Origin of the sequence: Falsiroseomonas algicola, from assembly GCF_011040385.1 — a bacterium.
In the GTDB taxonomy this organism is placed as follows: Bacteria; Pseudomonadota; Alphaproteobacteria; order Acetobacterales; family Acetobacteraceae; genus Falsiroseomonas; species Falsiroseomonas algicola.
Window position 1 is genome coordinate 330,701 of record NZ_JAAIKB010000001.1, and the last position, 23,294, is coordinate 353,994.

At 71.8% G+C, this 23,294-nt stretch carries 15 protein-coding genes; 7 read left to right on the plus strand and 8 right to left on the minus strand.

Going from position 1 to position 23,294, the window contains the following annotated elements; genetic code table 11:
* Positions 1 to 368: 368 nt before the first annotated feature.
* From G3576_RS01595 to G3576_RS01625, 7 genes are all read right to left on the minus strand, one after another.
* Positions 369 to 5,390: a DNA/RNA non-specific endonuclease gene (locus tag G3576_RS01595; RefSeq protein WP_164692568.1), complete on the minus strand. Its 5,022-nt coding sequence runs from the start codon at positions 5,388 to 5,390 to the stop codon at positions 369 to 371.
* Positions 5,384 to 7,129 (minus strand): serine protease, encoded by a 1,746-nt coding sequence (locus G3576_RS01600; protein ID WP_164692569.1) that lies wholly within the window; start codon positions 7,127 to 7,129, stop codon positions 5,384 to 5,386. Before G3576_RS01600 ends, G3576_RS01595 begins: the two co-directional genes overlap by 7 nt.
* A gap of 45 nt (positions 7,130 to 7,174) precedes the next feature.
* Positions 7,175 to 8,605 (minus strand): S8 family serine peptidase, encoded by a 1,431-nt coding sequence (locus tag G3576_RS01605; RefSeq protein WP_164692570.1) that lies wholly within the window; start codon positions 8,603 to 8,605, stop codon positions 7,175 to 7,177.
* Between the two features lie 91 nt (positions 8,606 to 8,696).
* Positions 8,697 to 9,188 carry a hypothetical protein gene (locus tag G3576_RS01610; RefSeq protein WP_164692571.1) on the minus strand — a complete coding sequence of 164 codons (492 nt, stop codon included), beginning with the start codon at positions 9,186 to 9,188 and terminating at the stop codon, positions 8,697 to 8,699.
* A gap of 21 nt (positions 9,189 to 9,209) precedes the next feature.
* The gene (locus G3576_RS01615) at positions 9,210 to 10,256 is read right to left on the minus strand and encodes a hypothetical protein (protein ID WP_164692572.1); all 1,047 of its coding nucleotides are present in this window, start codon (positions 10,254 to 10,256) and stop codon (positions 9,210 to 9,212) included.
* A gap of 62 nt (positions 10,257 to 10,318) precedes the next feature.
* Positions 10,319 to 11,518: a S8 family peptidase gene (locus G3576_RS01620; protein ID WP_164692573.1), complete on the minus strand. Its 1,200-nt coding sequence runs from the start codon at positions 11,516 to 11,518 to the stop codon at positions 10,319 to 10,321.
* A gap of 38 nt (positions 11,519 to 11,556) precedes the next feature.
* A complete protein-coding gene (locus tag G3576_RS01625; protein ID WP_164692574.1) occupies positions 11,557 to 13,170 on the minus strand; it encodes a hypothetical protein in 1,614 nt (537 codons plus the stop codon).
* Between the two features lie 306 nt (positions 13,171 to 13,476).
* On the opposite strand from G3576_RS01625, the gene G3576_RS01630 reads away from it, so the two are divergent.
* The 4 genes from G3576_RS01630 (at position 13,477) to G3576_RS01645 (ending at position 19,569) form a co-directional block, all read left to right on the plus strand.
* Positions 13,477 to 15,468, plus strand: a complete 1,992-nt coding sequence (locus tag G3576_RS01630; RefSeq protein WP_164692575.1) for a BTAD domain-containing putative transcriptional regulator — start codon at positions 13,477 to 13,479, stop codon at positions 15,466 to 15,468.
* Between the two features lie 29 nt (positions 15,469 to 15,497).
* Positions 15,498 to 16,382, plus strand: a complete 885-nt coding sequence (locus G3576_RS01635; protein WP_164692576.1) for a phosphatase PAP2 family protein — start codon at positions 15,498 to 15,500, stop codon at positions 16,380 to 16,382.
* Entirely contained in the window at positions 16,379 to 17,359 is a 981-nt protein-coding gene (locus tag G3576_RS01640) for a G1 family glutamic endopeptidase (RefSeq protein ID WP_164692577.1), read from the plus strand. Before G3576_RS01635 ends, G3576_RS01640 begins: the two co-directional genes overlap by 4 nt.
* A 401-nt stretch (positions 17,360 to 17,760) precedes the next feature.
* Entirely contained in the window at positions 17,761 to 19,569 is a 1,809-nt protein-coding gene (locus G3576_RS01645; protein ID WP_164692578.1) for a hypothetical protein, read from the plus strand.
* Positions 19,570 to 19,600: 31 nt separating this feature from the next.
* On the opposite strand, the gene G3576_RS01650 is transcribed toward G3576_RS01645, so the two are convergent.
* Positions 19,601 to 20,095 carry an ester cyclase gene (locus G3576_RS01650; RefSeq protein WP_164692579.1) on the minus strand — a complete coding sequence of 165 codons (495 nt, stop codon included), beginning with the start codon at positions 20,093 to 20,095 and terminating at the stop codon, positions 19,601 to 19,603.
* 333 nt (positions 20,096 to 20,428) lie between these two features.
* On the opposite strand from G3576_RS01650, the gene G3576_RS01655 reads away from it, so the two are divergent.
* From G3576_RS01655 to G3576_RS01665, 3 genes are all read left to right on the plus strand, one after another.
* Positions 20,429 to 20,992, plus strand: coding sequence for a helix-turn-helix domain-containing protein (locus G3576_RS01655; protein WP_164692580.1), 564 nt, complete (start codon positions 20,429 to 20,431; stop codon positions 20,990 to 20,992).
* Between the two features lie 121 nt (positions 20,993 to 21,113).
* Positions 21,114 to 21,650, plus strand: coding sequence for a fasciclin domain-containing protein (locus tag G3576_RS01660; RefSeq protein WP_164692581.1), 537 nt, complete (start codon positions 21,114 to 21,116; stop codon positions 21,648 to 21,650).
* A gap of 209 nt (positions 21,651 to 21,859) precedes the next feature.
* On the plus strand, positions 21,860 to 23,032 hold the full coding sequence (locus G3576_RS01665; RefSeq protein WP_207622603.1) for a hypothetical protein: 1,173 nt from the start codon (positions 21,860 to 21,862) through the stop codon (positions 23,030 to 23,032).
* The last annotated feature ends 262 nt before the right edge of the window (positions 23,033 to 23,294 follow it).

Here is a 23,294-nt window from a genome sequence, read left to right on the forward strand (position 1 = left end):
CCCCTGATGCGCCCCGCATCCGTGGAGGATGCGGCGCAGCCCGCGCCCGGCGCGCAACCTGCAAGCGCAGTTCCGGCAGGCGAGGCACCGGCGCGGACCGAAGAAGGCCGTCCGCGCCGGTGCCGCCTCGATCCTCGGAGCACGATCCGTCCGGTTGGCGGATCTCGTGCCCAAGGCGTTATTGCTTCCAAGGCACGCAGCCCGATCAGGCTGGTTCAGCTTGATCGGATGGTGCTTCAGCGCCGCCTGCCGCCTGCTCGGCGATGGCACCTTCGACCAGGATCTGGGCGCCGACAGCGTCCGCAGGACATGCCCGGAGCGATGTCCAGCGGCCTCGTCACGCCAGTGGTCGCAGCGCCATCTTCCGTTCAGATGATCATGTCGGTGACGGACCGCAGCGGCAGATAGGCGGGTGCGCCCTGCGGCACGCCCTCGGTGTCAGTGACCACCCTGGCGAGCGGGTCGGCCGTGCGAAGCGCGCCGAAATCATAGCCGGTGCCGCGTTCCAGTTCGGCGATGGTGATCTGGAAGGTGCGGTAGGCGCCGAACACGAAACCCTCCCGCGACTCGCTTCGACGGCGATCCTCCATCAGCTTCCGGATCAGATGGCCCTGGCTCAGCAGATAGGCCGTCGCGTGCAGGGCCTGGCGATCCTGGGCCGAGGCCATCACGACAACCTTCCAGAACTCCAGCGGCACCCGCATGCCGTCCTCGATCAGCGGATCGTCGTCATCGAAGATCGGGCCGGTGAAGACATTGGCCTTGAAGCCATGCGTGCGCGCGCTGCCCAGGATATGCTCCTCGAGCCCCAGCCACAGTGCGCGGCCCTGGTTGAGCTGGGAATGCTGCGGCGCGCTGTTCGTGTAGTGGAAGGTGTCCTCGTTCGCCTGCGCGGCGTGGATGCCCCAGTTCGGATCCTCGCGCCGCACCATGTGGCCACGGTCGATGGCCCGGTCGGCATAGGCCGAGGCGCCATGCTGCACCGCCAGCGGGATGCGGCCATCGAACCACCATCTGTCGTTCCCGCGCTTGATGCGCACGGCCGCGGCGCCGTCGATGTTCACGGCGGTGACGACGGGCAGCTTGTGCGCGGCGGAGAACATCACGCCGAAATTCGTGTAGCGAAGCTCGTGCGGGCGCTGATCGGTGGCGTCGGAGGGCTTCGCCAGCCCGGCCGTGATGTCCGGCGTCAGCGTCGGCCAGGGCGTGGCGGGCAGGGCCGCATCGAGGAAGCCGGGATCGAAGCCGCTGCGGTTCCGCAGCTCGGCGGCGTCACGCGTCGCATCCCTCGGCGCCTCGTTCCTGGCGGCGGAGAACAGCACGCCACTGACGCTGATGGCGCTGGGATCGCGCAGCAGGGTCTTCAACGTCGTGACGCTGACCGCGCTGTTGCCGACGCCATAGACGCCGGCGAAGTGCAGGCCGACGGCTGCGCGCTGGCGCAGGGAGATGAGGGGGGAGCCTGAATTGCCGCCCAGCGAGGTGCAGTCATGCCCGATGACGCCCTGCGCGGCGGTCTGCGTGATTAGGCCCGGCGCGAAGCGCTTCACGTCGTAGAGGCCCTGGAAATACCGGTCCATCGCGGTCGCATTGTTGCGGGAATCATGCGCGGGATAGCCGATCAGCGCGACCAGCTCGTCGCGCTCCGCCTCGCTCTCCGCCAGCGGGATCGGATCGGGCAGCGCCCAGGGCGCGTCCGCGGTGCGGATCTTCAGCAGGGCGACATCGGCGGCGAAGTCCTCCGCCAGGTAGACCACCTGCGTCACCCGCACCTCCCGCGCGCTGGCGATGGGGGCATCCACCTCCTCGTTGAAGTCGACGCTGCAGCCAAGCCGCGCGCCGGAGAAGGCGGAACGGGCGAAGACGCCGCGCCCATCCTGCGCCCGCGTCGCCACCAGGGCCGCGACGTGGCGATTGGTCACCACCAGGCGACCATCCTTCTCCCGCGTCTGGCCGATCACCCATCCGGTGCCGCCCCAGGTCATCGTGGCGTGGTTGACGAACTCGATGCGCCCGACGGAGCCCACCATCGCGGTGGCATCGCGGATCAGGCTCGCGGTCTCGGCCGGCAGGTCGCGCAGCAGGTCGGCGTGCAATTCCACCTCGCCGTTGCGCACGATCAGCGGCGGCCGGCCGACCAGGCGGACGATGGCTTCGAGCGCGACGGCGGGGGTCCCGGCCTCGAGCGCGTGCGGCCCGGTCTCGAGCGACCGCAGCACGTTCCGCACCGCGATGCCGGCTTCGCCAGTAGGCGGGGGCATGCCGAGGGCGCGGAAGGCAGGGGTGCCCGATGAAACCGCCCTTGCGACGGCCTCGTTCCGCCGCGGTGTCATGAGAGCGGCCAGGCGCTCGATGCTCTCGTCGTTCTGCTGCTTGCTGCTCATGGGCTGCTTCCTCGTGTGGCGTCCGGCGATCCGGAACGGCGGGCTGGATGGGGGATGGGTCATGGCGACGGCCATCGCCGGGATGAGGGCGGCTGGCAGGCGCGGCAGGGTCGCTGCCGCGGCCAGTGCCGCGTCGAGCGACCCTGCCTGGCCGTCGCGCGGTGCGGCGACCACGCCCGGGGCGCGCGCCGTGATGCGGGCTGGCAAGGCTGCCGCGACCGACCAGGCGTCGAATTCCAGTCGCGCCGCGCGCCAGGGATCGGGCGATGCGCAGAGCCGTGCGATGCGGGCCTCGATCACCGCATCGACCCGGTCCGGACCTCGCCAGTGCCGTGGCCGGCCGCCAAGCGACCATCGCCCGGCGATCGTGCGCCGCCATCGCGCGGCGCGGCGCGCCACCAGCGACAGGTCCGGGTGCGGCAGGGCCAGGCTCGCCAGTTCAAGCCATTCGGCCAGCAGGCCGCCTTCGGCGAAGGCATCGATCGGATCGCGCCGCGAAGGCGGCGCTTCCGCCCACCCCTTGTCCCGCAGGGCCGCGAGGCTGTCCGCCGCATGCTGGCGCAGGCCACCCGGGGCGCGCTCGAACCGGATGAGCCAACGGATCGGCTCGGCATAGGGCGACAGGGCGCAAAGCCGCCTCGCCACGTCGGCCCTGCGCTCCCGGGATGCCGCTTCGCCATCGGGCGCGGTCCAGAGCCGGAAGGCATCGCCCGATGGATCAGGCTCGCTCATCCGCAGCGTCGCGCCGGCAGCGAGCAGATGCAGGATGAGGGCGGCTCCGCCCATGCGCTGCTTGCCGGCGTCATGCACCATCCGCGCGACGCGCCCGGCCGCCGCAGGATCGTCGCGGAACCATCGCGCCAGCCGCTCGCCCTCGAACTCCGCCCGGATCTCGAGATCCGTGAGCGTGGTCTCGTCGAACGCCGGCCCGGCGGATGGGCCCGCGGCCGCCTGGTCCCGCCAGCGCAGCGACTGCCGGGCCTCGCTCCAGCGGCCGGTCCGCCAGAAGAAGCGGCGTTCCGCCATGCCGTCGTGGCCCGCCGGGTCCACATGGGCATGCTCGAAGCCGCGGCGATGCAGCAGGTTCGCCTCTTCCGGATCGCCGCGGTCGAGTGCGCGCACCATGTCCGTCACCGCGCGCCGATCGACCACGGCGCCCGCCCCGGCGCCCGGCAAGGCGCTTTCGGCGAAGGCGGACCGGTCGCCACGGGCAAGCCGCACCCGTTCGCGCGGCGCCGGCGGCAGTTCCTGCAGCATCCGCTCATCGAAATGCAGCGCCAGCTGCGGGTCGATCGGCAGCTTCCCGCCGTCATTCCCGAACAGCGCGTGGTAGAGGCCATCGGCCTTCGCCCAGGTCTCCGGGCGCAGGCGCAACCAGGCGGCGGCGCGCTTGTGCAGGCGCCGGGCGCCTGGCGTGCCGTTCAACAGGTCGAAGACCAGCGGGCGGACCAGGTCGGTCTGCCGCCACCAGCCCGGGGCGCCTGGCATCGGCTGCAGCAGCCAATCCTGCGCGGTCAGCCGGTCGAAGAGCCGCGAGGCCTCGGCCGCATCGACCGCGGGCCGCGCGGCGGCCGGGATCAGCACGGCCGCGAACATTTCGCGGTTCAGGCGGCGCACCAGCAGTCCCGGCTGCAGGATGGCCTTCAGCGCCGGATCGGCGAAGCGCGACAGCAGCGCGCGATAGCGCTGCGCGTCATTGGCCGCGCCCGCCACCACAGACCGGGTCGGCCTGGCGACGCCGGCATCGGATGCGGAGGACAGCAGGCCCGCCGCCAGGCGAAGGCTCAGCGGGCTGCCGCCCGCCTGGGCCTGGATTGCCGGGCGCGCCGCGGGCGGAACGCGAAGGCTCGCGAGCAGTCGGTCGCTTTCCGGCGGGGTGAGCCCGTCCAGCATGACCGGGTCGCCCGCGCGGCGATCGCCGAGTGCCGCCCGCAAATCTCCGCGCCCCGCCGCGACGACCGACATCGGCCGCAGCCCCTGCTCGAGCAGCGAGTCGAGCCAGGCGAAGAGCTGCGCCGGCTGGGTCGCGCCGCGGCTGACCAGCACCTCCAGCGTGTCGAGGACGAACAGCACCACGCCGGGTTGGCTGGCGACCGCCTGGGCGATCGCGGCGACCAGGCCCTCCGGCACACTCATGCCGGCGGTGGTGCCCTTCAGGGCGCGCCCGGACGGCGCGGTGCTGGCGGCAAGCCGTTCCAGGCGCAGCGCCGCCGCCGAGGCCGGGCGCTGTGCCGCCACCTGTCGCGCGACTTCGCTGGTCAGCCCCGCCAGGTCGCGCAGGTCCAGGCCTTGCCGGTCGAAATCCAGCCGCACCACCACGCATTCGATCCGTCGGCGCCCGGCTTCCTGCAACGCCGCTTCCAGCAGGGTCGACTTGCCGATGGCCGGCAGGCCGGTGACGAGCAGAGCCTGGACGGGCGTGCGGGAGGCGGGGTTGCCGATCCAGTCGACGATCCGGTCGCGGTCATCCTCCCGGCCGATGAGGCCCAGCTGGAGCAGGGTGCCGCCGCGCCTGGCCTGGTTGTGGCGATCGATGGCGGCGCGGATCCCGGGCAGGTGCAGGAAGCCTGGCGCGACGTTGCCGACGCATTCGATCGCGCCGGCCAGCCGCTCGAGCGTGGCGATGTCAGCCTCGGCCGAAGGCTGGGGCGGTTGCAGCAGCGCCTGCAGGCTCGTTGTCGCGAAATCGCCGCTGCCCTCCAGCGCCGCCAGCAATTCGGCTGTCGCGGGATCGAGATCGGGCAGGCCGCGACGCCAGGCGATGGCCTCTGCCAGCCTGCCGGCCTCGCGCAGCGCCAGCAGATGCCGTTGCCGGTCCGGCGAACGCATCACCCAGCGGCCCGGCGCGGTGTCGCACACCGCGGCGAGATCGGCGGAGATGCGGACCAGATCATCGACCGGCGCATCGGCCCCGTTGGCGGCCTGGATGGCGGCCTTGGGCGGAAACGGGCCGGAGAGTGCGGCATACAGCCGCGCCGTGTGGAGGGGCGGCTCGTTCGTCACCATCCCTCCAGCTCCGACTTCAGCCGTGCGACGACCGTCGCAAGATCATCGGCATCGTTGTGGCCGTAATTGCCGGCGTAGGGCCGCAGGCCGGATGTCGCCGCGCCCACGATCTCCGCGATCTCATCGACGGCGAAGGACCGGCCGAGGCATTCGGCCGCCGCGCGCAGGAAGCGGCGGATATCCTCCTTGGTGAACCAGCCGAGATTCTCCACGATGAGCCCGGCGGCGGAAGCGCCGGCCGCTTCGCCGGGGCTGGCGAATTCCTCGCCCGGCATCGTGATCGTCTCGAACCCCGCCACCACGACGCGCAGCGATGGCTGGGTGAGGGCGGCGGCAACCACCGCCTCCAGCGCGAACCGCTCCGGCTCGCTCAGGCCACCGCTCGGGTTGGCGAAGAACAGCCAGAACAGCCGCTGCCCCGCCGCCGCGTTCAACGCATCGCCAAGGTGTCGCGCGCGGTCGTTCAGCGTCGCTTCGGGTGTCGTCTCCCCCGGCCGGACCCCGGGCGCCGCGGTGGCTTCGGGCACCGGCAGCCCCTGTTGGTGTGCGGCTGCCCTGATGGCCGCGAGCAGGTCCCGCTGCGGCTGATCGAAGGCGATGCGGACCAGGCGGTGCTCGTCGGGCCGTCGCGCCAGCAGCTGTTGCAGCAATCGGAACGAGAAGTTCAGGCCATCGCTGCCCTGGCGCGACGGGTTGCGCCGATAGAGGCGGATGCCGCGTGCCTGGGTGCGCGGCCTGGATGCCTCGGCCACGGCCTCGAAGAATCCAAGGCGGCCGATGACGATCTCGCCGTCGCGCGTGCCATCGAGGGACCAGAGCATCGGGGGCGCGATGTCACCGACCACGACCTCCCTCACCGCATCCAGGAAGCGGCCGATGGGCACCAGGCGCTGGCGCGGTTCCAGCCGGCCCTGGTGCAGGCCGACCATCTCGAGCCCCGTGTTGAAGCACGGGCCGCCCGAGGAACCGGGAAGCGTCGAGGCATCGTGCCCGACGCGACCCGTCAGGCCCCGCAGCTTGCGCGTGCGGCCCGGGGCCCAGCCCCGGTCCTGCCCTGCGGGAAAGTCGAGCACGTAGATGTGGCTGCGGCTGTGAAGCGCGGGCGGGGCCGCCGGCAGCTTCGCATAGCCGAGCCGCGCCCCGTCGAACCGTTCGATCTGCAGCAGGACGACATCGTGCCGTTGGGCGAAGCTGGCATCCTGCCAGGGCCAGCGCTGCTGGTACTCATCGTCCGTCGGCAGGGACTGGTAGCGCGGGGCGCCCACCACCCGGCGCGTCTGGCCGTCCGAGAGATGCACCTGGATCGTGTTCGCCAGGGCCATCGGGTCGGGATGCATGCGGCCCACGACATGCCAGCAGGTCATCACCAGGCTGGGCCCGATCAGGCAGCCGGAGCCGACGCCCAGCTCGGACACGACGCGGCAGCGGAAGGCCTCGGCCCGTGGCAGGAACTCGGCCCATCTGAGCGGATCCAGGCGCCCGTCATCCGGGCCGGGCGCGTGAAGGTCGATCGGCACGCCCCGGGCCTTGAGCGCCTGGAGGAAGCTGGCGCGCAGCCCTTTCCCGTCGATGTAGTCGACGACGAATTCGGCAGGGTCTTCGTCGCGCGTCTCGGCGGACGCGAACAGCGCATCCAGGGTGACGGGGGCTGCCGCGCCGGGCTGCAGCGAGAGCAGCGCCTCCGCGGCCTCCACGGGGTATCGGCTGATGGCCTCGGCGGGCGCGGTCACCTGCGGCATCTGGACCATCCGTTCGTGCCCCCCGATCCGCCGCCGCGCCGTGCTTCAGGCCATCGCCGCCAGGCGCGCGATCATCTGGCGCAGGTCGGGCTGGTTGCCGATCCGCTGCGAGAGCGGCGCGGCCGCGCTGGCCTGCTGCGGCGTGCCGGTGGTGCGAAGCAGGTTCCGCACCACCGCCGGCGACAGCGCCATGCCGCGTTGGCGCGCGATGGCGACCAGGCATGCCACAGCGCCCGTGACGATGGGCGAGGCGCTGGACGTTCCGCTGAAGGTGGCGGTGAACAGCTGATCCTCGTCGGAGGGCAGCGTCGCCGAGCGGTGCAGGTCGCCATAGCCGGTCGTCACCACGCCACGGCCCCAGCCCTGGCAATCCAGCCGGGCGCCATGGTTCGAGAAATCCAGCCGGGATCGCGCAGGGCCGAAGGCGCCGCCCGCCGGCGCCCCGGCGCCGACCACGATCGCGCCCGAGTCATGGCTGACGCGGAAGGGATTGCGCCAGCGGGACGGGAAGTTCGCGGGCCTGGTGTCGTAGATGGCGTCGTCCAGGTTCTCGGCGCCATTGCCGGCCGCCTCGACGACGATGATGCCCCGCTGCACGGCGGCCTGGATCGCCAGGAAGTCGTCCGGCCACCATTCCACGGCGATGTAGCCCGCCTGGTCGGGGCGGCTGGCGAAGCCGTGCCGCGGCCCGGGGCGATGCATCTCCAGCAGCAGGATGTCGCCGGCGCGCAGCAGGCTGGCCGCCTTGCTGATGGCGCCAGCCGACCCCAGGTCGCGATGCGAGACGGCGGACAGCAACGCCTGGGGGGCGATGCCGACGACGCCCATGTTGTTGTCGTCGCCGCCGATCTCGCCCAGCACGGCGGTGCCGTGGTCGCGCCAGGCCTGGTCGGGGAAAGGCCGGCCGGCGACGATGCCGCCGCTGTTCTGCCGCAGGTCGACATGGGTGAATTGCCAGCCGCCCTCGATATCGATGATGCGGACCCCAGCCCCCCTGCCCCCGGGCAACGACCAGGCATGACCCGCATCGATGCCGTCCGGCGCCGCCTTCAGGTAGCCCTGCCGTGGCGAGAAATCCGGGATCGGGCCGGAGGTCGCCGCCGCCTGCGGCAAGGCGAGTCGCGGCGCGATCGAAGCCGGGGCGCGGTGATCCGGCGCCAGCGGATTCTCGACGGCGGGCTTCACGTAGACGGTCTCGAACAGGTCGGTCTCGCGCAGCCGCTGCGCGACGGCCTCGGCTTCCGATGCGGGTGCATCGACCGCGAAGTAGCGGGCCTGCTCCGCCACCAGCGGATCCGCCGGCGCGCCGGCGGCCGGAAGCTCCGCGGTCAGTGCCGCGAAGCTGTCCGGGAACACCGGGCGCATGGTCGCGCCATGCTGAGCGAGCACGCCTTCCAGCACATTGGACGCCGCGGCTTCCGCCGCGCCGAAGCCGGCGGCGGACCTGGTGACGGCGACGATCTCGGGTCTGCCCATGGCAGCCTCCTCCTGGGTTCGGTTGCTTCAGGCCCGGCGGCGGCCGGGAACGTCAGTCGGCAGCAGGATCGCGATCGGCGGCGGGGACCGGTCAGGCGCGGCCCTCGGGCGGCACCGGGTCGCCCCGCACGACCAGGGGCGCGAAGATGCTCCACAGGATCAGCGCCTGGGACGCGCGGGGTCCGGACAGCCATCCGAGCCCAGGCAGCTGGTCGCCCATGGCATGCACCCAGATGGCGAAGGAGATGGCCGAGACCACCACGGCATCCCATTGGAAGCGGCGGCCTGGCACGGCCGGATCGGCGCCGCTGCGCGTGAGGTAGATGCGCAGCACGATCACGGCGACGAGGCAGATCGCCGCCCACCAGGCCTTCTCGGCCTCCTTCGTCGGTCCGTCGGCGACCATGGCGGCACCCACGAGGTAGGCGCCGACCACTTCCGAGGGGATCAGCTTCACGACCTTCTGGACGTAATCGTCCACCGATGCCGTCGGCGCCGCCACGCCGGCGCCTGGTTCCGCAGGCAGGCCAAGGGCGGCCGGCCGTGCGGGCGATGCGCGATAGATGCGCAGCGATCCAGCCATGCTCATCTCCTCCGCTGCGGCCTAGCGGGCCGGGGACTGGCGCGCCGCCAGCGCGTCCTGGATCACCTTGACCAGCGTCGTCTCCAGCGTCGGCCCGTTCTCCTTCAGCGCCTCGGCGAGGAAGGCGAGCGCGCGGTTCGGCTCCGCCGTCTCGGCGACCAGCGCCACCATGTTCGTGCGGGGCGCGGTTCCGGCCGGCAGCGTGATCGTCTGCGCCAGGTTGGCGAAGGGATGGGAAAGCGTGGGCGGCGAGGCCGCCATGTCCTCCCGGCGCGGCAGGATCTCGGTGCCAGGCTCGATCCGTCCGAAATCCAGCACGAACACGCCGCTGGCGCCGTCGACGACGCCGGGCCGCGTCGCCGCATCGGTGGGCGCCGCGCGCAGCGCGACCACCATCACCACGTTCTTCTCGCCATCGCGGTCGCGCTGCGCGGCGGTGCGCGCGAAATGCAGCACCTGCGGTCGCAGCGTCAGCTGGGTTGGCGTGGCGGGACGCCCGCGCACCGCCGCCTGGCCCTGCTCCACGGCCAGCCGGGCTTCCATGTAGAAATCCGGCGGCGCCAGGAACCCGAGCCGCGTCGCGAGCGTCGCGGCCGGCAATGCGCTCGTTTCCGGCAGCCTCGCCCAGGCCGGCGGCACGCTGCCGGGCGTGGGCAGGGAGCCGACGCGGCCACGCATCACCACGAGGCAACCGCCATCGTTCGATGGCAGCGTGCCCAGCCCACCGGCCCGCCAGAGGGCAGAGCGTTCCTCCTGTATGCGGGCGACGGTGTCGCTGATCCAGCGCATGCCGAAATCGACGGCGAGAGGCACCAGCGCCAGCGCGGCCGTCGCGGCCAAGGGAGCCTCCGTGATGGATGAAGGGCTGACCGCGGGATCGACGCGACCATCGCTGACGGGGCAACCCGCGAGCAGCATGGCCACCGCGGTATCGCGCTCATGCCGCACCTGGAATCCGGTGGCCGGCGCGCCGCCCCAGCCGCCGCCGCAGCCAGACAGCAACAGCGTGCCGCCGAGCAGCGTGCCCGCGAGCCTCTTGCGGCGGGGTTCGGCATCGATCCTGGTCATGGCAGATCCTTTCCTCCCCGGCGCGCTGAGCCCGGTGGACGCTGGACGGGACAAACGATCTTTCATTGCGGCGCAGTGACGAGACCGAGGCCGCGATCCTCCGGCTGGACGGCACCGGCGAAGACATCGGTCCGTGCGCTGCCCAGCAGGCGTGTCATGACCGCCTGGGAACCCGGCAGCACCTGGCCCCTCGCCAGCACGTCCTCCCACCAGAGCGCGGCGACGCCGGCGACATGCGGGCAGGCCATGGAGGTTCCGTTCAGCTCCAGCAGGCCACCGCCCGACTGCGCCGAGAGGATCCCGACGCCCGGCGCGCTGACCTGCGGCGAGCCGTTGGAGAACCGGGCGACATCGAAACCCCCGGCGCGCCGCTGCACCGCGCCGACCGAGACGATGCCGTCGGCCGCGGCGGGCAGCGAGGTGGCGACGGTGAAGGGCGGCACCTGCCCTCGGCCACTCTCATTGCCGGCGGCCGCCACGACGAGCATGCCGGCAGGGCCTTGCGCGAAGGGCTCAAGCGCCCGGATCATGCTCATCAGCCGGTCGAAGACCCGCAGGTTGTCGCGATAGGCGACCAGCGCGGCGGAGATGGCCGCGGGCCGCGGCATGCCCAGGCCCAGCAGCTGCTCCACCATGCCCGGGAAGTCGAAGCCGAGCGACATGGAGACGACCTGGGCCTGCTCCTCCGCCGCCCATTGCAGCGCCGAGAACAATGCCCCGGAGCTGCCGCTGCCATCGTCGTCGAGCACCTTGCCGATCAGCGCCCGCTGCACGCCGCGGGCGATGCCGATCCGGCGCCCGTCGACGTCGCGGCCGAAGATCGTGCCGGCGCAATGCGTGCCGTGCCCCTGGCGGTCACCGTTGCCGGACCCGCTGAAGTCGCGCTCCTCGATGGTCATGCCGGCGAAGGCGGCATGGCCGGAGTCGATCCCGGTATCGAGCACCGCCACCACCACGCCGTCGCCGCTGCGCGGCGAGGTGTCGGCACCCACCGCGGCGACGCCCCAGGCATCGCCATGGGCGGAGGCAGTCGCGGTGCCATCGGCGATCGGCCGGATCAGCGCGGTACGCATGACCGGTGCGACGCCGACCACCGTCGGCGCGCGGGCCTCTTCCCCGATCTGCCGCGCCGACAGCCCCCGCGCCACCTCCACTTCCGGCGCCGGCGGCACGACCTGGCTGGGGCTGAGGCGTGGACTGCGGGATTCCAGGGCCGGTCGCGACCGTGCCGTCAGGTCGCGCAGAATGACGTAGTCCTGCATGGTCTCGGTCGTCCCTTGAATCTGCGTGGAAGCAGCGGTCAGTGGCTGCGCCGGGCGGGCATGAAGGCCCCAGGCTGCTCGGCCGAGCGAGCGCGGTTCGCGGCGGCCTCATCCTCGGCGCGCAGCAGCAGGCGCTGTCGGTCCGCGCGCGTCGGTGCCGCCTGCAGCGCGGACCGCAGGGTCGGCAACGCCGGCGGGGCTGCGGCCGCTGCCGGCGCTGCTGCCGGCGCGGGTGTGGTGCGCTGCAGGAAGGCCGTCAGGTTGCGATGCCGCTCGGGCAGGAAATGCGCCGTCAGCGCGGTGGACAGAGCGCCCGTCTCGGTGACGTGCACGAAGCCGCCGGCCGCTGCCGCGGGCCAGGTGAGGCCAGGCGCAACCTCCCGGCCGACGGAGAACTGGTGGCACCCGCCGCAGCTCATGGCCCCTGCCCGGTTGAGCAGATGTTCGGTGGTGATGCCGCAGGCCCGCGCGCCCGGCAGTCCGGCCAGCCGGGCCGCGAGCCCGTCGCGCAGCGCCGAATTGCCCTCACTTCGCGCTGCGGGATCATCGGTGCGGCCCTGCGAGATGCTGGCGAAGGCGTCGAAGGAAGGCGGGAAGCCGGCGCCCATGCGGCCCAGCAGCGCGTCACGGCTGGTGGCGGGATCGGCATCGAGCGCCGTGAGGTTGGCGGCGGCACGGCCGACCACCACGCCGGCGAAATCTTCACGCCGCTCCGCCAGCGGATCGGCGGGCGCTCCGCCCGCATACAGCGCCGGCAACGGGTTCTGCTCCACGGCCGCGGGCGCGAAGCGCGGTGCGCCATCGGTGCCGATCGCGACGTGCCATTCCCGCAACTGCCAGGGATTGGCCCCTGGCGCATCGAGGCTGACGAAGACGTTGGCGCGAACCTGGCCGACTTCCTGCCCCAAATGCGCTGCCTGGATAACAGCGCCGCCACCCGGCAGGTCGGAGGTTCCGTCGCCGTCCAGGTCGCCGCGGTAGAAGAAGTTGGCAAGGCGCAGCGCGATGTCGCCGGCGCGGAGGTCAGGATCGGAAAGCCCCTGCCAGAAGGCCGCGATGGGCCGGCAGGCCGCCTCCGACCGTCCGGGGTTGCGGATCGCGGCCTCGAAGATGAGCGTCATGCGATTGAGCGGGTCGGCCCCTTCGCCCTTGGCATAGACGATCCGGTACTCCCCGCAGGTGGACCAGTCTGCCGGGGCGAGATCGAGCCGGTTGAACACCGCGACGGGGCGTAGCCGGTCTCGATGCGCCTCCGGCGCGGCAGAGACGCCGAGCATCGCCTGCGGATCGAGCGCGGCTTCGCCCGGCCGCGCGTCGACCGCCGTCTCCAGGCCACCATCGGGATTGACGAACCTCGTCAGGGAAAAGCTGCGCACCATCCCCTGCAGCAGAGCGATGCGCTCGGCCTGCGTGTCGGCGACGCCGGCAGAGCCGAGGATGGCGCCGAGCGTGGCGCCGAGGGAGAAGTCCCGTTCAGCGCCGGGGCGGGCGAAGACGGCCGGATCATTCACCACCACGCTGCGCTGCAGCGTGACGCCCCAGCCAGGGATCGGCTCCGCCACCGGAAAGCAGGCGGTCTGCGCGGCGGCGGTTCCGACGAAGGCAAGGCCCAGGCTGCCAGCCACGGCGCGCCGCATTGTCGCGATCATCATGGAACCGATCCTCTCCCATGGCGTCCGGCACGGGCTGTCCCGGCCATGGGTGAAGGATGGGTGAAGGGCGCGCGCGGCTGCGATTGCGCAGCGTCAACGCAGCGTCAAATGTGGGGTGGGGGTGAAGGTTGCTCGCTTGTCAGCCGTTACGGCCGTGAGCCATTGTCCGCGTCTCACCAGCGAAGCGACCTTGCTCAGATGGGCCAGTCAAGCGGCGCCGGCGGCAGACAGCGCAGCGCACCGACCGAAGCGGCAGTCGCAGGAAGCAGCCCGGCGGCTTCCATCGCATCGGCGACACCCGCCGCGGTGCAGGCGGAAGCGGGGCTGCAGATCGCGTTGCTCGGGCGGCTGCGCGTCCATGGCGCTTCGGGCCAGAGCCTGCTGCCCAACGCCCGCAAGACCCAGGGGCTGCTGGCCATCCTGTCGCTGAGCATCGGCCGGCCGGTGCGCCGCAGCCGCGTGGCCGGCCTGTTGTGGGACCGCGTGACCGACGAGCAGGCGCGCAACAGCCTGCGCCAGGCGGTGGCGGAGCTGGTCGATGTCCTCGCGCCCAGCGGCCATGCCGCGATCGAGGCGGGGCGCGAGGACATCCTGCTGCGGGCATCCTGCTGCAGGACCGACCTTTCCGCGATCGAGGCGGCGATGCAGGGCGAAGCGGAGGAATGGCCGCGTCCCGCCGGCGCGCTGCTGGAGGAGATGGACGGCATCAGCGCGTCCTTCGACCACTGGCTCGCGCAGGAGCGCAGCCGGATCGAGAACAGGCTCCGCGACGGCTTCGAGGCCAGGATCGAGCGGCTTTGCCGCACCGACGCATCAGCCGAGCGCCGCATCGCCGCCGCGAAGGACCTGCTGGCTTTCGATCCGACGCATGAGCGGGCCTGGCGGCTGATCATCGCCGAACTCGGCAGGCTTGGGGACATGGGGCAGGCGCTGCGCGAATATGCGCGCTGCGAGCAGACCCTGCGCCGCCTGCTGGATGCCGAGCCCTCGGCCGAGACGCAGGCGCTGCGGCAGCGGCTGAAGCGCGCCGGCGCGGTGCCGCCGGTGCCGGCGCAACCGCCTCCGGCCTCGGGGACTACGGCTCCTGTCCCGGAGGAGCCGTCCGAACGCCAGGCCTCGATCGCGGTCCTGCCCTTCACCGTCGCGCCGGAGGGCGCGGAGGCATCTTTCCTGGCCAGCGGGCTGGCCGAAGGCATCATCCAGATGCTGTCCGGCATCGGCGATCTCATCGTGATCTCGCGTGGCAGCACGCTTGCCTATGCCGGGCGCGTCGCCGATCCGCGCGTGGTCGGGCGCGAGTTGCGGGTACGCTACGCGCTGCAGGGCCATGTCAGCGCCATCGGCGGGAAGCTGCGCGTCTATGCCGAGCTGTCGGAGACGGCGACGGGCCGCGTGGTGCGTGCCCACCGCCATGATGCGACGCCGGCGGAAGTCTTCGCCCTGCAGGACGAGGTCTCGGCCGCCATCGTCGCCGCGATCGCACCGAGCGTCAAAGCGCATGACCTCGCCAAGGCGCGGCGCAAGCCGCCCAACAGCCTGAACGCCTACGACCTGCTGCTGAGCGGGCTGGACCTGCTGTACCAGCTTGACCGCGCACCGTTCGAGCAGGCGGGGGAGATGCTGCGGCGGGCCATCGCGCTCGATCCCGGCTTCGCCGCGCCCTATTCGCATCTTGCCACCTGGCACAACTTCCGGACCGCCCAGGGCTGGACGCCGGCAGCGGCAACCGATCGCGAAGGTGCCGCACAGCTTTCGGCGCAGGCGCTGCAACTCGACCACAACGACGCCGTCGCGCTGGCGATCCAGGGCCAGGTGCTGTCCTTCACGCGGCGCGACTACATCGGCGCACGCCAGTTCCTGGACCGGGCCATCATGGTCGGGCCGAGCTGCCCCATGGCCTGGGTGCTGAGCAGTGCGACGCATGGCTGGACCGGCGACGGTGCCACGGCCGTGGAGCATGCGGAACGCGCCCTGCGCATCTCCCCCTTCGACCCTTTCGCCTTCTTCATCGAGCACATGATCTCGCAGGGACACTACGTGGCGGGCGACCATGAGGCTGCGGTGGAATGGGGCCGACGGGCCGTGGCGCGCAACGCCAGGCTGACCTCCAACCTGCGGACGCTGGCAGCCGCGCTGGTGGCGACCGGCCGGAAGGAAGCCGCGCGCGCCGTCGCCGCGCGCGTCATGCAGATAGAACCCGGCTTCCGCCTGGGCCATTTCGCATCGCGGACACCGTTCGAGCCTGGCATCCGCGCCATCCACGTCGCGCGACTGCGGGAGGCGGGCCTGCCGGAGTAACCGCTGCATTCGAGAGAAGGAGAAGGCCGATGGCCAATATGGGCGACATGGGTGACATGGGTGACCGGGGCGCCAATGGCCTCGGCGGCGGCGCCGGCCTGCTGGCGTTCCGGATCGACCTGCCCTTCGATAAGGAAAAGCCGCAGGTCTGGCGCAAGGACAAGGACGGCGCCTGGGGCTGGAAGGAAGACCCGGCGATCGACCTGGAGGTGCTGCCGCCCGACCTCACCGTCACCTGGACCCCGCGGGACTGGAGCGCGCGATGGTTCGCCTGGGCGATCATGGGCGACTTCGCCACGCAGACGGCATGGAAGTCGATCACGCTGACGCCCTATCCGGTCGCAGCCGCGGAGGTGACGGCCGAGCTGCAGCTCCTTTTCCGTGCGGCGCAGGACGAACGACCTGACGCGATGGGCGAGATCGTCGCGCAGAACCAGGACTACGAGGACTGCATGGCCTTCTTCATGGCCCTGTTGCGGATATCGGCGAATAGCCACCCCAGGACCTGCGGACTGATGCATGTCGCGGGCCTCATCGGCCTGCTGACCGCCATGCATTTCAAGAACGCTCCGGGCAGCCAACCGCAGCGCCCGCGCCCCTCCCAGCTCCATCCGGCGCTGCTGCCGGCCATCGAGGTGCCTGGCCATCCCGCCTTCCCGAGCGGACATGCGACACAGGCGATGCTGATGGCGCTCATCGTCGAACAGGCCCTGCCGGCCGAACGTCGCACCAAGCTGGCGCCCTACCTGCACACGCTTGCCGGCCGCATCGCGCGCAACCGCGAGATCGCAGGCCTGCACTACAAATCCGACACGACGGGCGGGTTGGAGCTGGCAGCGAAGGTCTTCGAACTTCTCGGCTCCGTCGAATCCTACGCGGACGCGCTCAAGCTCGCGCAGGGGGAATGGGCATGAGCCATCGCTCCCTGCCCATGCCGCCGGCCGGCTTCGACCCGGTGGAGAAGGCCGCGGACCTGCTGCGCCTGCCGGAGTTCGGGCTGCCGGCGATGCCGGATGCAGCCCGGGAGCCCGCGCTGTACAGGCTCTGGCGAGAGATGCTCGCCGCGCCCCTGCGCTTCGTGGCGGATGACAGCCGCCCCCATGTGCCGAAGGGCGGGACGCCACCCGCCGCCGCGGGCATGCGGCTGTTCAGCCTTCCGATCAGGTCGCGCGAGGCGCGCCGCCTGCCCGCGAGCCCCAACTGGTCCGGCTTCACGCGCTTTCCGTCGCGCGGCGACCGGTTCAGCCGCGTTGCGGCGTCCTGGATCGTGCCTGCCGTCGCGGCGGGCGCGCCGGAGGACCGGACGACGCTGGACTACCGTTGCAGCATCTGGATCGGTCTCGACGGCAAGCGCCGCTGGGCGGATTCGATGCCGCAACTCGGCACCGAGCAGACCGCAGGCGGCACCACGCGCCTGTGGTGGCAGTGGTGGACGCCGAAAAGCCGACGCTTCCAGCACTATGTGGACGGCGTCGCCGTCAAGCCCGGTGACACGGTGTACTGCGACCTCTCCATGGTGGCGCCGGACCGCGTGCGGCTGCACTTCGCCAATCGCTCGACCAACGAATTCACGGCCGTGGAGGTGGATGGCGAGGCGCCCATGCGGGGCAGTTCCGCGCAGTGGATCCTCGAACGGCCAGCGGAGCCGGAACTGACCGCGACCACCGTCGAGGCAGGCGAGCTGTATCCGATGCCCAGCTTCGGCGCCGTCTCGCCCCTGGCCTTCGCCGCGCGCGGGATGACGCCGGATGGCGCGGTGCGCGCCTATGGGCTCGACAACGCCCGGGCGACCAGCAACGTCACCTTGCGGCAGAAGCCATCCCGCAGCGCCATCGTCGCGTTCGCACGTCGCAGCGGCAGCGGCAGCGGCAGCGTCATTCGCTACCGGTGATCCGATGGGGTCGAGGAAGCAGGCGGCATGGCGAGGGCCGATGACCCGAGGCGCGCCGGGTCGGCAATGGGCCCGACGCTCGGGCGGGAGCGAGGAGGGCAGCGATGGACCGAACGGCCGCATCCACCCCAGGCCGCGGCATGCCATTCCGATCGGGCCCCGATGGCCCGGCATCTCCTGACGGCGCGGACCAGGCGCGGCACGCGAAACGCCCACCCGCGCATCACCGCGCGCGTCCATCGCATCGTCGATGGGCAGCGGCGGGAGCGTGAGCGAGAAAACACGCCTGGGTTGGCGGTGGACACGCTGCGACAACCAACGGTATGTCCGCCCCTGAAGTGCCGGATTCGGTCGGCCATGGGGCGCGGGCGATGGCTGTCATGCAGGCTCGGACGTGAGGGATGGCGGACCAGGTGTCGCGCGAGGAGGTTCTCGCCGAACTCGGACGCATCGAGGCGAGCCGGGACTTCCAGGACTCGGCCCGACTGACGGCACTCCTGCGCTTCCTGGTCGAGGAGACCCTGCTGGGCCATGGCGGCCAGCTGAAGGAAGTGGTGATCGGCAACGCCTTGTACGGGCGCGAGCCGGCCTATGACCCGCGCATCGACTCCACCGTCCGCGTCGAGATGCGCCGGCTGCGTCGCAAGCTGATCGACTACTTCGCCGGCGATGGCCAGGCGGATCCGGTGGAGATCGCGGTGCCAACCGGGCAGTACGCGACCGTCTTCACCCGTCGTACGCCGCCTGCCGCCCTCGAGGCCGCCGCCAAGGTTCCGGGCGCGGCGCCGATGTTCGAGGCCGGGCATGGCGCGACCGCCGCCGTCCTGCCGTTCCTCGCGCTGTCGCGCGATCCGGCCGAGCAGGACCTGGCCGATCGCCTCACGGACGAAATCGCCTTCATCCTGTCACAGACGGAGGGGCTGCGCATGGCCCCGCGGGAAGCCGTGCTGCGCTACCGCGAAAGCGCCAATTCGGGTCGGGCGGCGGCGGCGGAGCTTGGCGTGGATGCCGTGCTGCATGGCAGCCTCCGGCGGCATGGGGACATCCTGCGCGTGATCGCGGAGCTGTCCGATGTGCAGGGCTTCGTCCTCTGGTCCGACCGGTTCGACACGCCCGATGCCGATCAGCTACAGGTGCTGGAGCGGATCGCGCGGACATTGACGAGCCGCCTCGGCATCGACACGTCCCAGGTGCGTGCCCAGGCCTTGCGGCCGCGGCCTGGCGCCGTGCCGGTGATGGCCGCCATCAGCCATGGTCGGCGCCTGATGGACAGCCAGCGTCCCGCCGCGTTGCGGAGGGCGATGACGCTGTTCGAGCGCGTGGCGCGCACGGCGCCGGATTTCGCGCGCGGCCATACGGGGATCGCGGATTGCGCGTGCGACCTGTATCGCCTCGGTCTGCTCGACCGCGCCACGGCGGCGCGCATGGCGCGCGAGGCCGTGCGCCACGCCTTGAGGATCGACCCCGCCTCGGCGGAGGCGCATGCCGCGCTCGGCACCATTGCGGCCTGGATGGATTTCGACCGTGCGGGTGCCGAAGCGTGGTTCGCGCGCTCCGAACAGCTTGGCGCGACCGCGCGCGCCGCCCGCATCCGTGGCGTCGCCCTGCTCCTGCTGCAGCGCGAGCCGGAGGGCGCGGCCCGGCAGCTCCGCATCGCCCGGACGCTGGAGCCCATCTCCGCCCACCAGGACATCGCGGAGGCCATCAGCTTCTTCCAGGGACGACAATTCGCCGCGCTTGCCGAGCGCTTTGGCCGCGCGCCACGCATCCGCGCCGCGGCGGAGGCGCGCTACTACGGCGCCCTCGCCCTGCTGGAGACAGGCGCCCCGGAGGCGGCGCGCGAGGTCGTGGCCGAGATCGCGGATGAGCTGGCCGACCTGCCGGACCTCGCCCTCGGCGCCGCCGAGATCGCCGCCCGGCTGGGTGATCCCTCGCCGGCGGCCGGGCCCTCTGCCACGCCGGAACGCCCGGCCTCCGCCTTCGCGCGCGCGACCCTCGCCATGGCGCTCGATCGCAAGGCGGAGGCGATCGACGCACTGGCCGCCTGCGTGGCGCGGGAGGACCTGTCCCGCGCCTGGCTGCGGACCGACCGGCGCTTCGACCCGCTGCGCGGGATGCCCACCTTCGAGGCGCTGGTGGCCGTGGTGCGCGACGCTGCCGGCCGGCACGACGCCGCCGCGGCGCCAGGACCCGCTGGACAGGCGCGCTGAGGGCAGCGCGCGCCGGGATGGAGCCAGGCGTTCAGGTCATTCCATCCGGGGGCGGAGGGCTGGGCGCAGCGCCACCCGCAAGCGGGTCCGGGACCACGCGGAGCTGACGGCGCATCGTCTCGGTATCGAGGTGGCTGTGCTGCACCACGACCTTGCCATCCCGCCAATGCGCGATGACGGTCAGCGTCACGTCGAAGCCGCGGCGGAACGGCTCCAGCAGCATGCCGTCGAGCAGCGGTGGACGGCAGACCGCGTGGCCCACCAGGCGCGTCACGGCGACGCTGCGCGCACCGTCGTGGCTGGCGAAAAGCTGCAGATAGCCGTCGGTGACGATGCGACAATCCGGGAAAGCGGCGCAGAAGGATTGCGCCCAGGCCAGTTGCTCCGCCTTTCCCTGCGGCGCCGGGATGCCGGAGACATGCGTGATGCAGTCCTCCGCAAGGAGGGCCGCGTAGTCCTGCCATCGTCGGTCATTCCAGGCCCGATGGAGCGCACGTATGCGGTTGAGCGTGCCACGCGTCGCCATGAGTCGCATCTGTTCCGGCTGTCGCGATGCGAGCCGCGTGGTTGCGCCCGCATCGGGGTCGGAAGGCTAGCGCCGCTGAGCGCCGCGGCGGCAGTGAGTTGCCGGGCACACAGGGTGAGCCAGCGGCGCCCGCGCGCAGCCCGCTGAACCGCACGTCGCCGCTCACCGTGAGACGGCCGCCGTCTCACCTCCTCACCCGTCCGGCGGCCGGCGCGCCTCTCTACAGTCCCGGCCATCACCACAGGGATGAGGACGATGATGGCGACCTGCTTGCAGGCCGTCCGGGACGACGGCTTACCCGACGCGGCCGGGCCCCAGGCCGGGGAACAGCCCATGCCGGCCGGGACACGACCCTTCCACCTTCTTGCCGAGGCGATCGCGCAACTGCGCGACGGCGACGCGCGGCTGCTGCGGGAACACCACGCGGCGGCGCTCGTCATGCTGGCCGATGCGACGGCACTGCTGTCGGCCGGCGCACAGCAGCCGGCGCTGCGGGGCGGCCTCGCACCATGGCAGATGCGTCGGCTGACGCACTACATCGACACGCATCTGCAGGACGCGCTCGGCATCCCGGTCCTGGCCGCCATCGCGCGGCTGAGCCCGGCGCATTTCTGCCGCGCCTTCAAGGTGAGCTTCGGCCGCACGCCGCATTCCTACGTCCTGCATCGCAGGCTGGAATGCGCCCAGCGCCTGATGCTGACCACGGAGGCCTCACTGGCGCAGATCGCGCTGGATTGCGGCCTGTTCGACCAGGCGCACCTGTCGCGCGTGTTCCGCCGCGCGACGGGCACGACGCCGAATGCCTGGCGCCGCCAGCATCGTCGTCCCGCCACGACGGAAACGCCGAATGGCACAGCAACCCTGTCAAAGAACCAAGCGGCCATGCAAGCCGCGTGAGACGCGCGGCGGCATGTTCTCCCCACGCCGCGAGCAACCCTCCTGGCGACCGCGGCCGCTGCCAGGAACGGCAACGTGCCGCGGGCCAAACTCTCCCACCATCCAACACGGAGTCCATTCCATGACCGCCTTCCGCTTCGCTCGCCGCACCACCCTCGGCGCAGCCGTCTTCCTCGCCGGCGCCATCGGCACGCAGGGTGCCGTGGCGCAGACCACCAACTGCATCGACACGATGGCGCGGCTGCAGGAGGCCTCGCGCTTCGTCGGCGTCGCCTCCCGCGTCCATGTCGCGCAGGATCTGCGCGAGGCCGGCCCCTTCACGGTCTTCGTGCCGACCAACGCGGCGATCGATGCCGTCCGGCCGGCCCTGCAGCCGATCCTGTTCCCTTCCTCCGGTGATGGCGGCGCTTCCGCCGACCCGGTGCTCGGCCCGGCAGCGGTGAACGCGCATGTCCTGGAAGGCCGCTACACCTCCGCGGCGCTCGCGTCCGGCGCGACGGTGACGACGCGCAGCCGCGCCGGCACGTCAATCACCCTGTCCAACATCGGCGGCAAGGTGACGCTGACCGCGAACGGTGTCACCGCGACCGTCCTGCGCTCGGACATCCTCTGCTCGAACGGTGTGGTCCACGTCATCGACCACTCGCTGGTGCGCTGAGGCAGCGGCGCTGCGGTGACGTCCCGCGGGGCTGGCCATCGGATGCCCGGCCGGCCCCGCGGTTCAACCGGCCAGGCCGCGCGCCGGTGCCGGTGGAAAGCGCCATCGCCTCTGCCGGTGGCGCCCTCCGCCGCGGGTCCAGGCGCGCGGATGCGCGGCACGGATCTGGCGCCTGCACAACGAGCCGCAGCGTCGAATGGAGTGTTCAGATGAGACGACCCCGATCCTCCCCCATGGCCTCGATGGCTGCCCGGCTTGTCGCGGGCTGCTGCACCGCCCTGTCCCTCGCGCTGCTGCTCGGCACGCGACCGGCACAGGCCCATGTCAAATGGTTCGCCCCCTACATCGTCGCCGCGCCTCAAAGGCCGATCGCGGCAACGCTCGAGGATGGCTGGTTCTGGCTTGGCTGCGCCCTTGTGCTGTTCTTCTTCCTCGCCGCGCGGATGGTGGAGATCAGCCGGTTCGGCGCACCGGCCCTCGGCCTGCTGGACCGCATCACGGCACCGCTCTGGCGGCGGCTCGACGCCTATGTGCGCGCCATCATCGGCGCCTTCTTCGTCGCGATCTTCGCCGTCGGCGGCATCTACCTGACGCCGGACCTGAAGACGCCGCATGAATGGGTTTCCTGGATCCAGCTGCTGATCGCCGCCGGCGTGTTCTTCCGTCGCACCATGCCGCTTTCGGCCGCTGGCATCGTCGCTCTCTGGGTATTGGCGGTGCGCGATTACGGGCTCTTCCATCTGCTCGACTACCTGGCGCTCGGGCTGGCGACGGCCGCCTATCTGGTGCTCGCCGCGTCCCGCCAGGAGGCGTGGCGCGCGCATCGCTTCGAGGTGCTGCGCTGGGGCCTGGCGATCGCCCTGATGTGGTCCAGCCTGGAGAAATTCGCCTATCCCGACTGGTTCCATCCGCTCGTTGATGAGAAGCCGTTCCTGACCCTGGGACTGCCGCGCGATGCCTTCATACCCATGGCGGGTGTTGCCGAATTCACCCTCGGCTTCGGCCTTGTGTGGACGCCCCTGATCCGGCGGTTGTCCGGGGCCGCCTTGCTGGTGACCTTCAGCGCGGCCGTCCTGCCCTTCGGCCGGATCGACCTGATCGGTCACGGCCTCATCATGGCCATCCTGGCGGCGGTGGTGGCCGAGCAGGACCGCCAACCCACCCCCTTGGCCCGGTGGCAGGAGGCGATCCGCCAGCCCCTTCCCGGCATTCCCCTGGGGCTTGGGCTGGCGCTGGTTGTCTTCGCCAGTTGCTACACGGGCCTGCATGGCGCGCTGTACCCTGCAGGCTCCTACCCGCTTCCGCCGCCCTCCGAGCGATCCACCCACGGCTTCAATCCCGATCACCCGCACGGTCCCGGCATGCGCAGCCATCGGCATTGAGCGGGACGACGGGCCGCCGTGCGGTGGCGATGATGGCGGCCTGGAGGCGATCGGCAAGTCGCGCAAGGTCGTGCCCGCCCGCCTCGTCATCGCCCGGCGCGAAGGCCCGGTCGCCATCATGCCGCTGGGCCGCGGGCTGGTCGTGCACAGGCTGAATGACCAGGAGAAATGGCACGGCCCCGCGCAAGGGCCCTCGCCGGCCTCGAGGCGCCGCAGCCCGTTGCCGCCATGGTGAAGCTCTCGACGCGGCGGGTGGACCGCC

What these genes read in the sequence shown, in the direction of transcription:
- G3576_RS01595 (WP_164692568.1), bottom strand. Translation starts at nt 5,390, where the DNA reads ATGGTGACGAACGAGCCGCCCCTCCACACGGCGCGGCTGTATGCCGCA.
- G3576_RS01600 (WP_164692569.1), bottom strand. Translation starts at nt 7,129, where the DNA reads ATGCCGCAGGTGACCGCGCCCGCCGAGGCCATCAGCCGATACCCCGTG.
- G3576_RS01605 (WP_164692570.1), bottom strand. Translation starts at nt 8,605, where the DNA reads ATGGGCAGACCCGAGATCGTCGCCGTCACCAGGTCCGCCGCCGGCTTC.
- G3576_RS01610 (WP_164692571.1), bottom strand. Translation starts at nt 9,188, where the DNA reads ATGGCTGGATCGCTGCGCATCTATCGCGCATCGCCCGCACGGCCGGCC.
- G3576_RS01615 (WP_164692572.1), bottom strand. Translation starts at nt 10,256, where the DNA reads ATGACCAGGATCGATGCCGAACCCCGCCGCAAGAGGCTCGCGGGCACG.
- G3576_RS01620 (WP_164692573.1), bottom strand. Translation starts at nt 11,518, where the DNA reads ATGCAGGACTACGTCATTCTGCGCGACCTGACGGCACGGTCGCGACCG.
- G3576_RS01625 (WP_164692574.1), bottom strand. Translation starts at nt 13,170, where the DNA reads ATGATGATCGCGACAATGCGGCGCGCCGTGGCTGGCAGCCTGGGCCTT.
- G3576_RS01635 (WP_164692576.1), top strand. Translation starts at nt 15,498, where the DNA reads ATGGCCAATATGGGCGACATGGGTGACATGGGTGACCGGGGCGCCAAT.
- G3576_RS01640 (WP_164692577.1), top strand. Translation starts at nt 16,379, where the DNA reads ATGAGCCATCGCTCCCTGCCCATGCCGCCGGCCGGCTTCGACCCGGTG.
- G3576_RS01645 (WP_164692578.1), top strand. Translation starts at nt 17,761, where the DNA reads ATGGCGGACCAGGTGTCGCGCGAGGAGGTTCTCGCCGAACTCGGACGC.
- G3576_RS01650 (WP_164692579.1), bottom strand. Translation starts at nt 20,095, where the DNA reads ATGGCGACGCGTGGCACGCTCAACCGCATACGTGCGCTCCATCGGGCC.
- G3576_RS01655 (WP_164692580.1), top strand. Translation starts at nt 20,429, where the DNA reads ATGCCGGCCGGGACACGACCCTTCCACCTTCTTGCCGAGGCGATCGCG.
- G3576_RS01660 (WP_164692581.1), top strand. Translation starts at nt 21,114, where the DNA reads ATGACCGCCTTCCGCTTCGCTCGCCGCACCACCCTCGGCGCAGCCGTC.
- G3576_RS01665 (WP_207622603.1), top strand. Translation starts at nt 21,860, where the DNA reads ATGAGACGACCCCGATCCTCCCCCATGGCCTCGATGGCTGCCCGGCTT.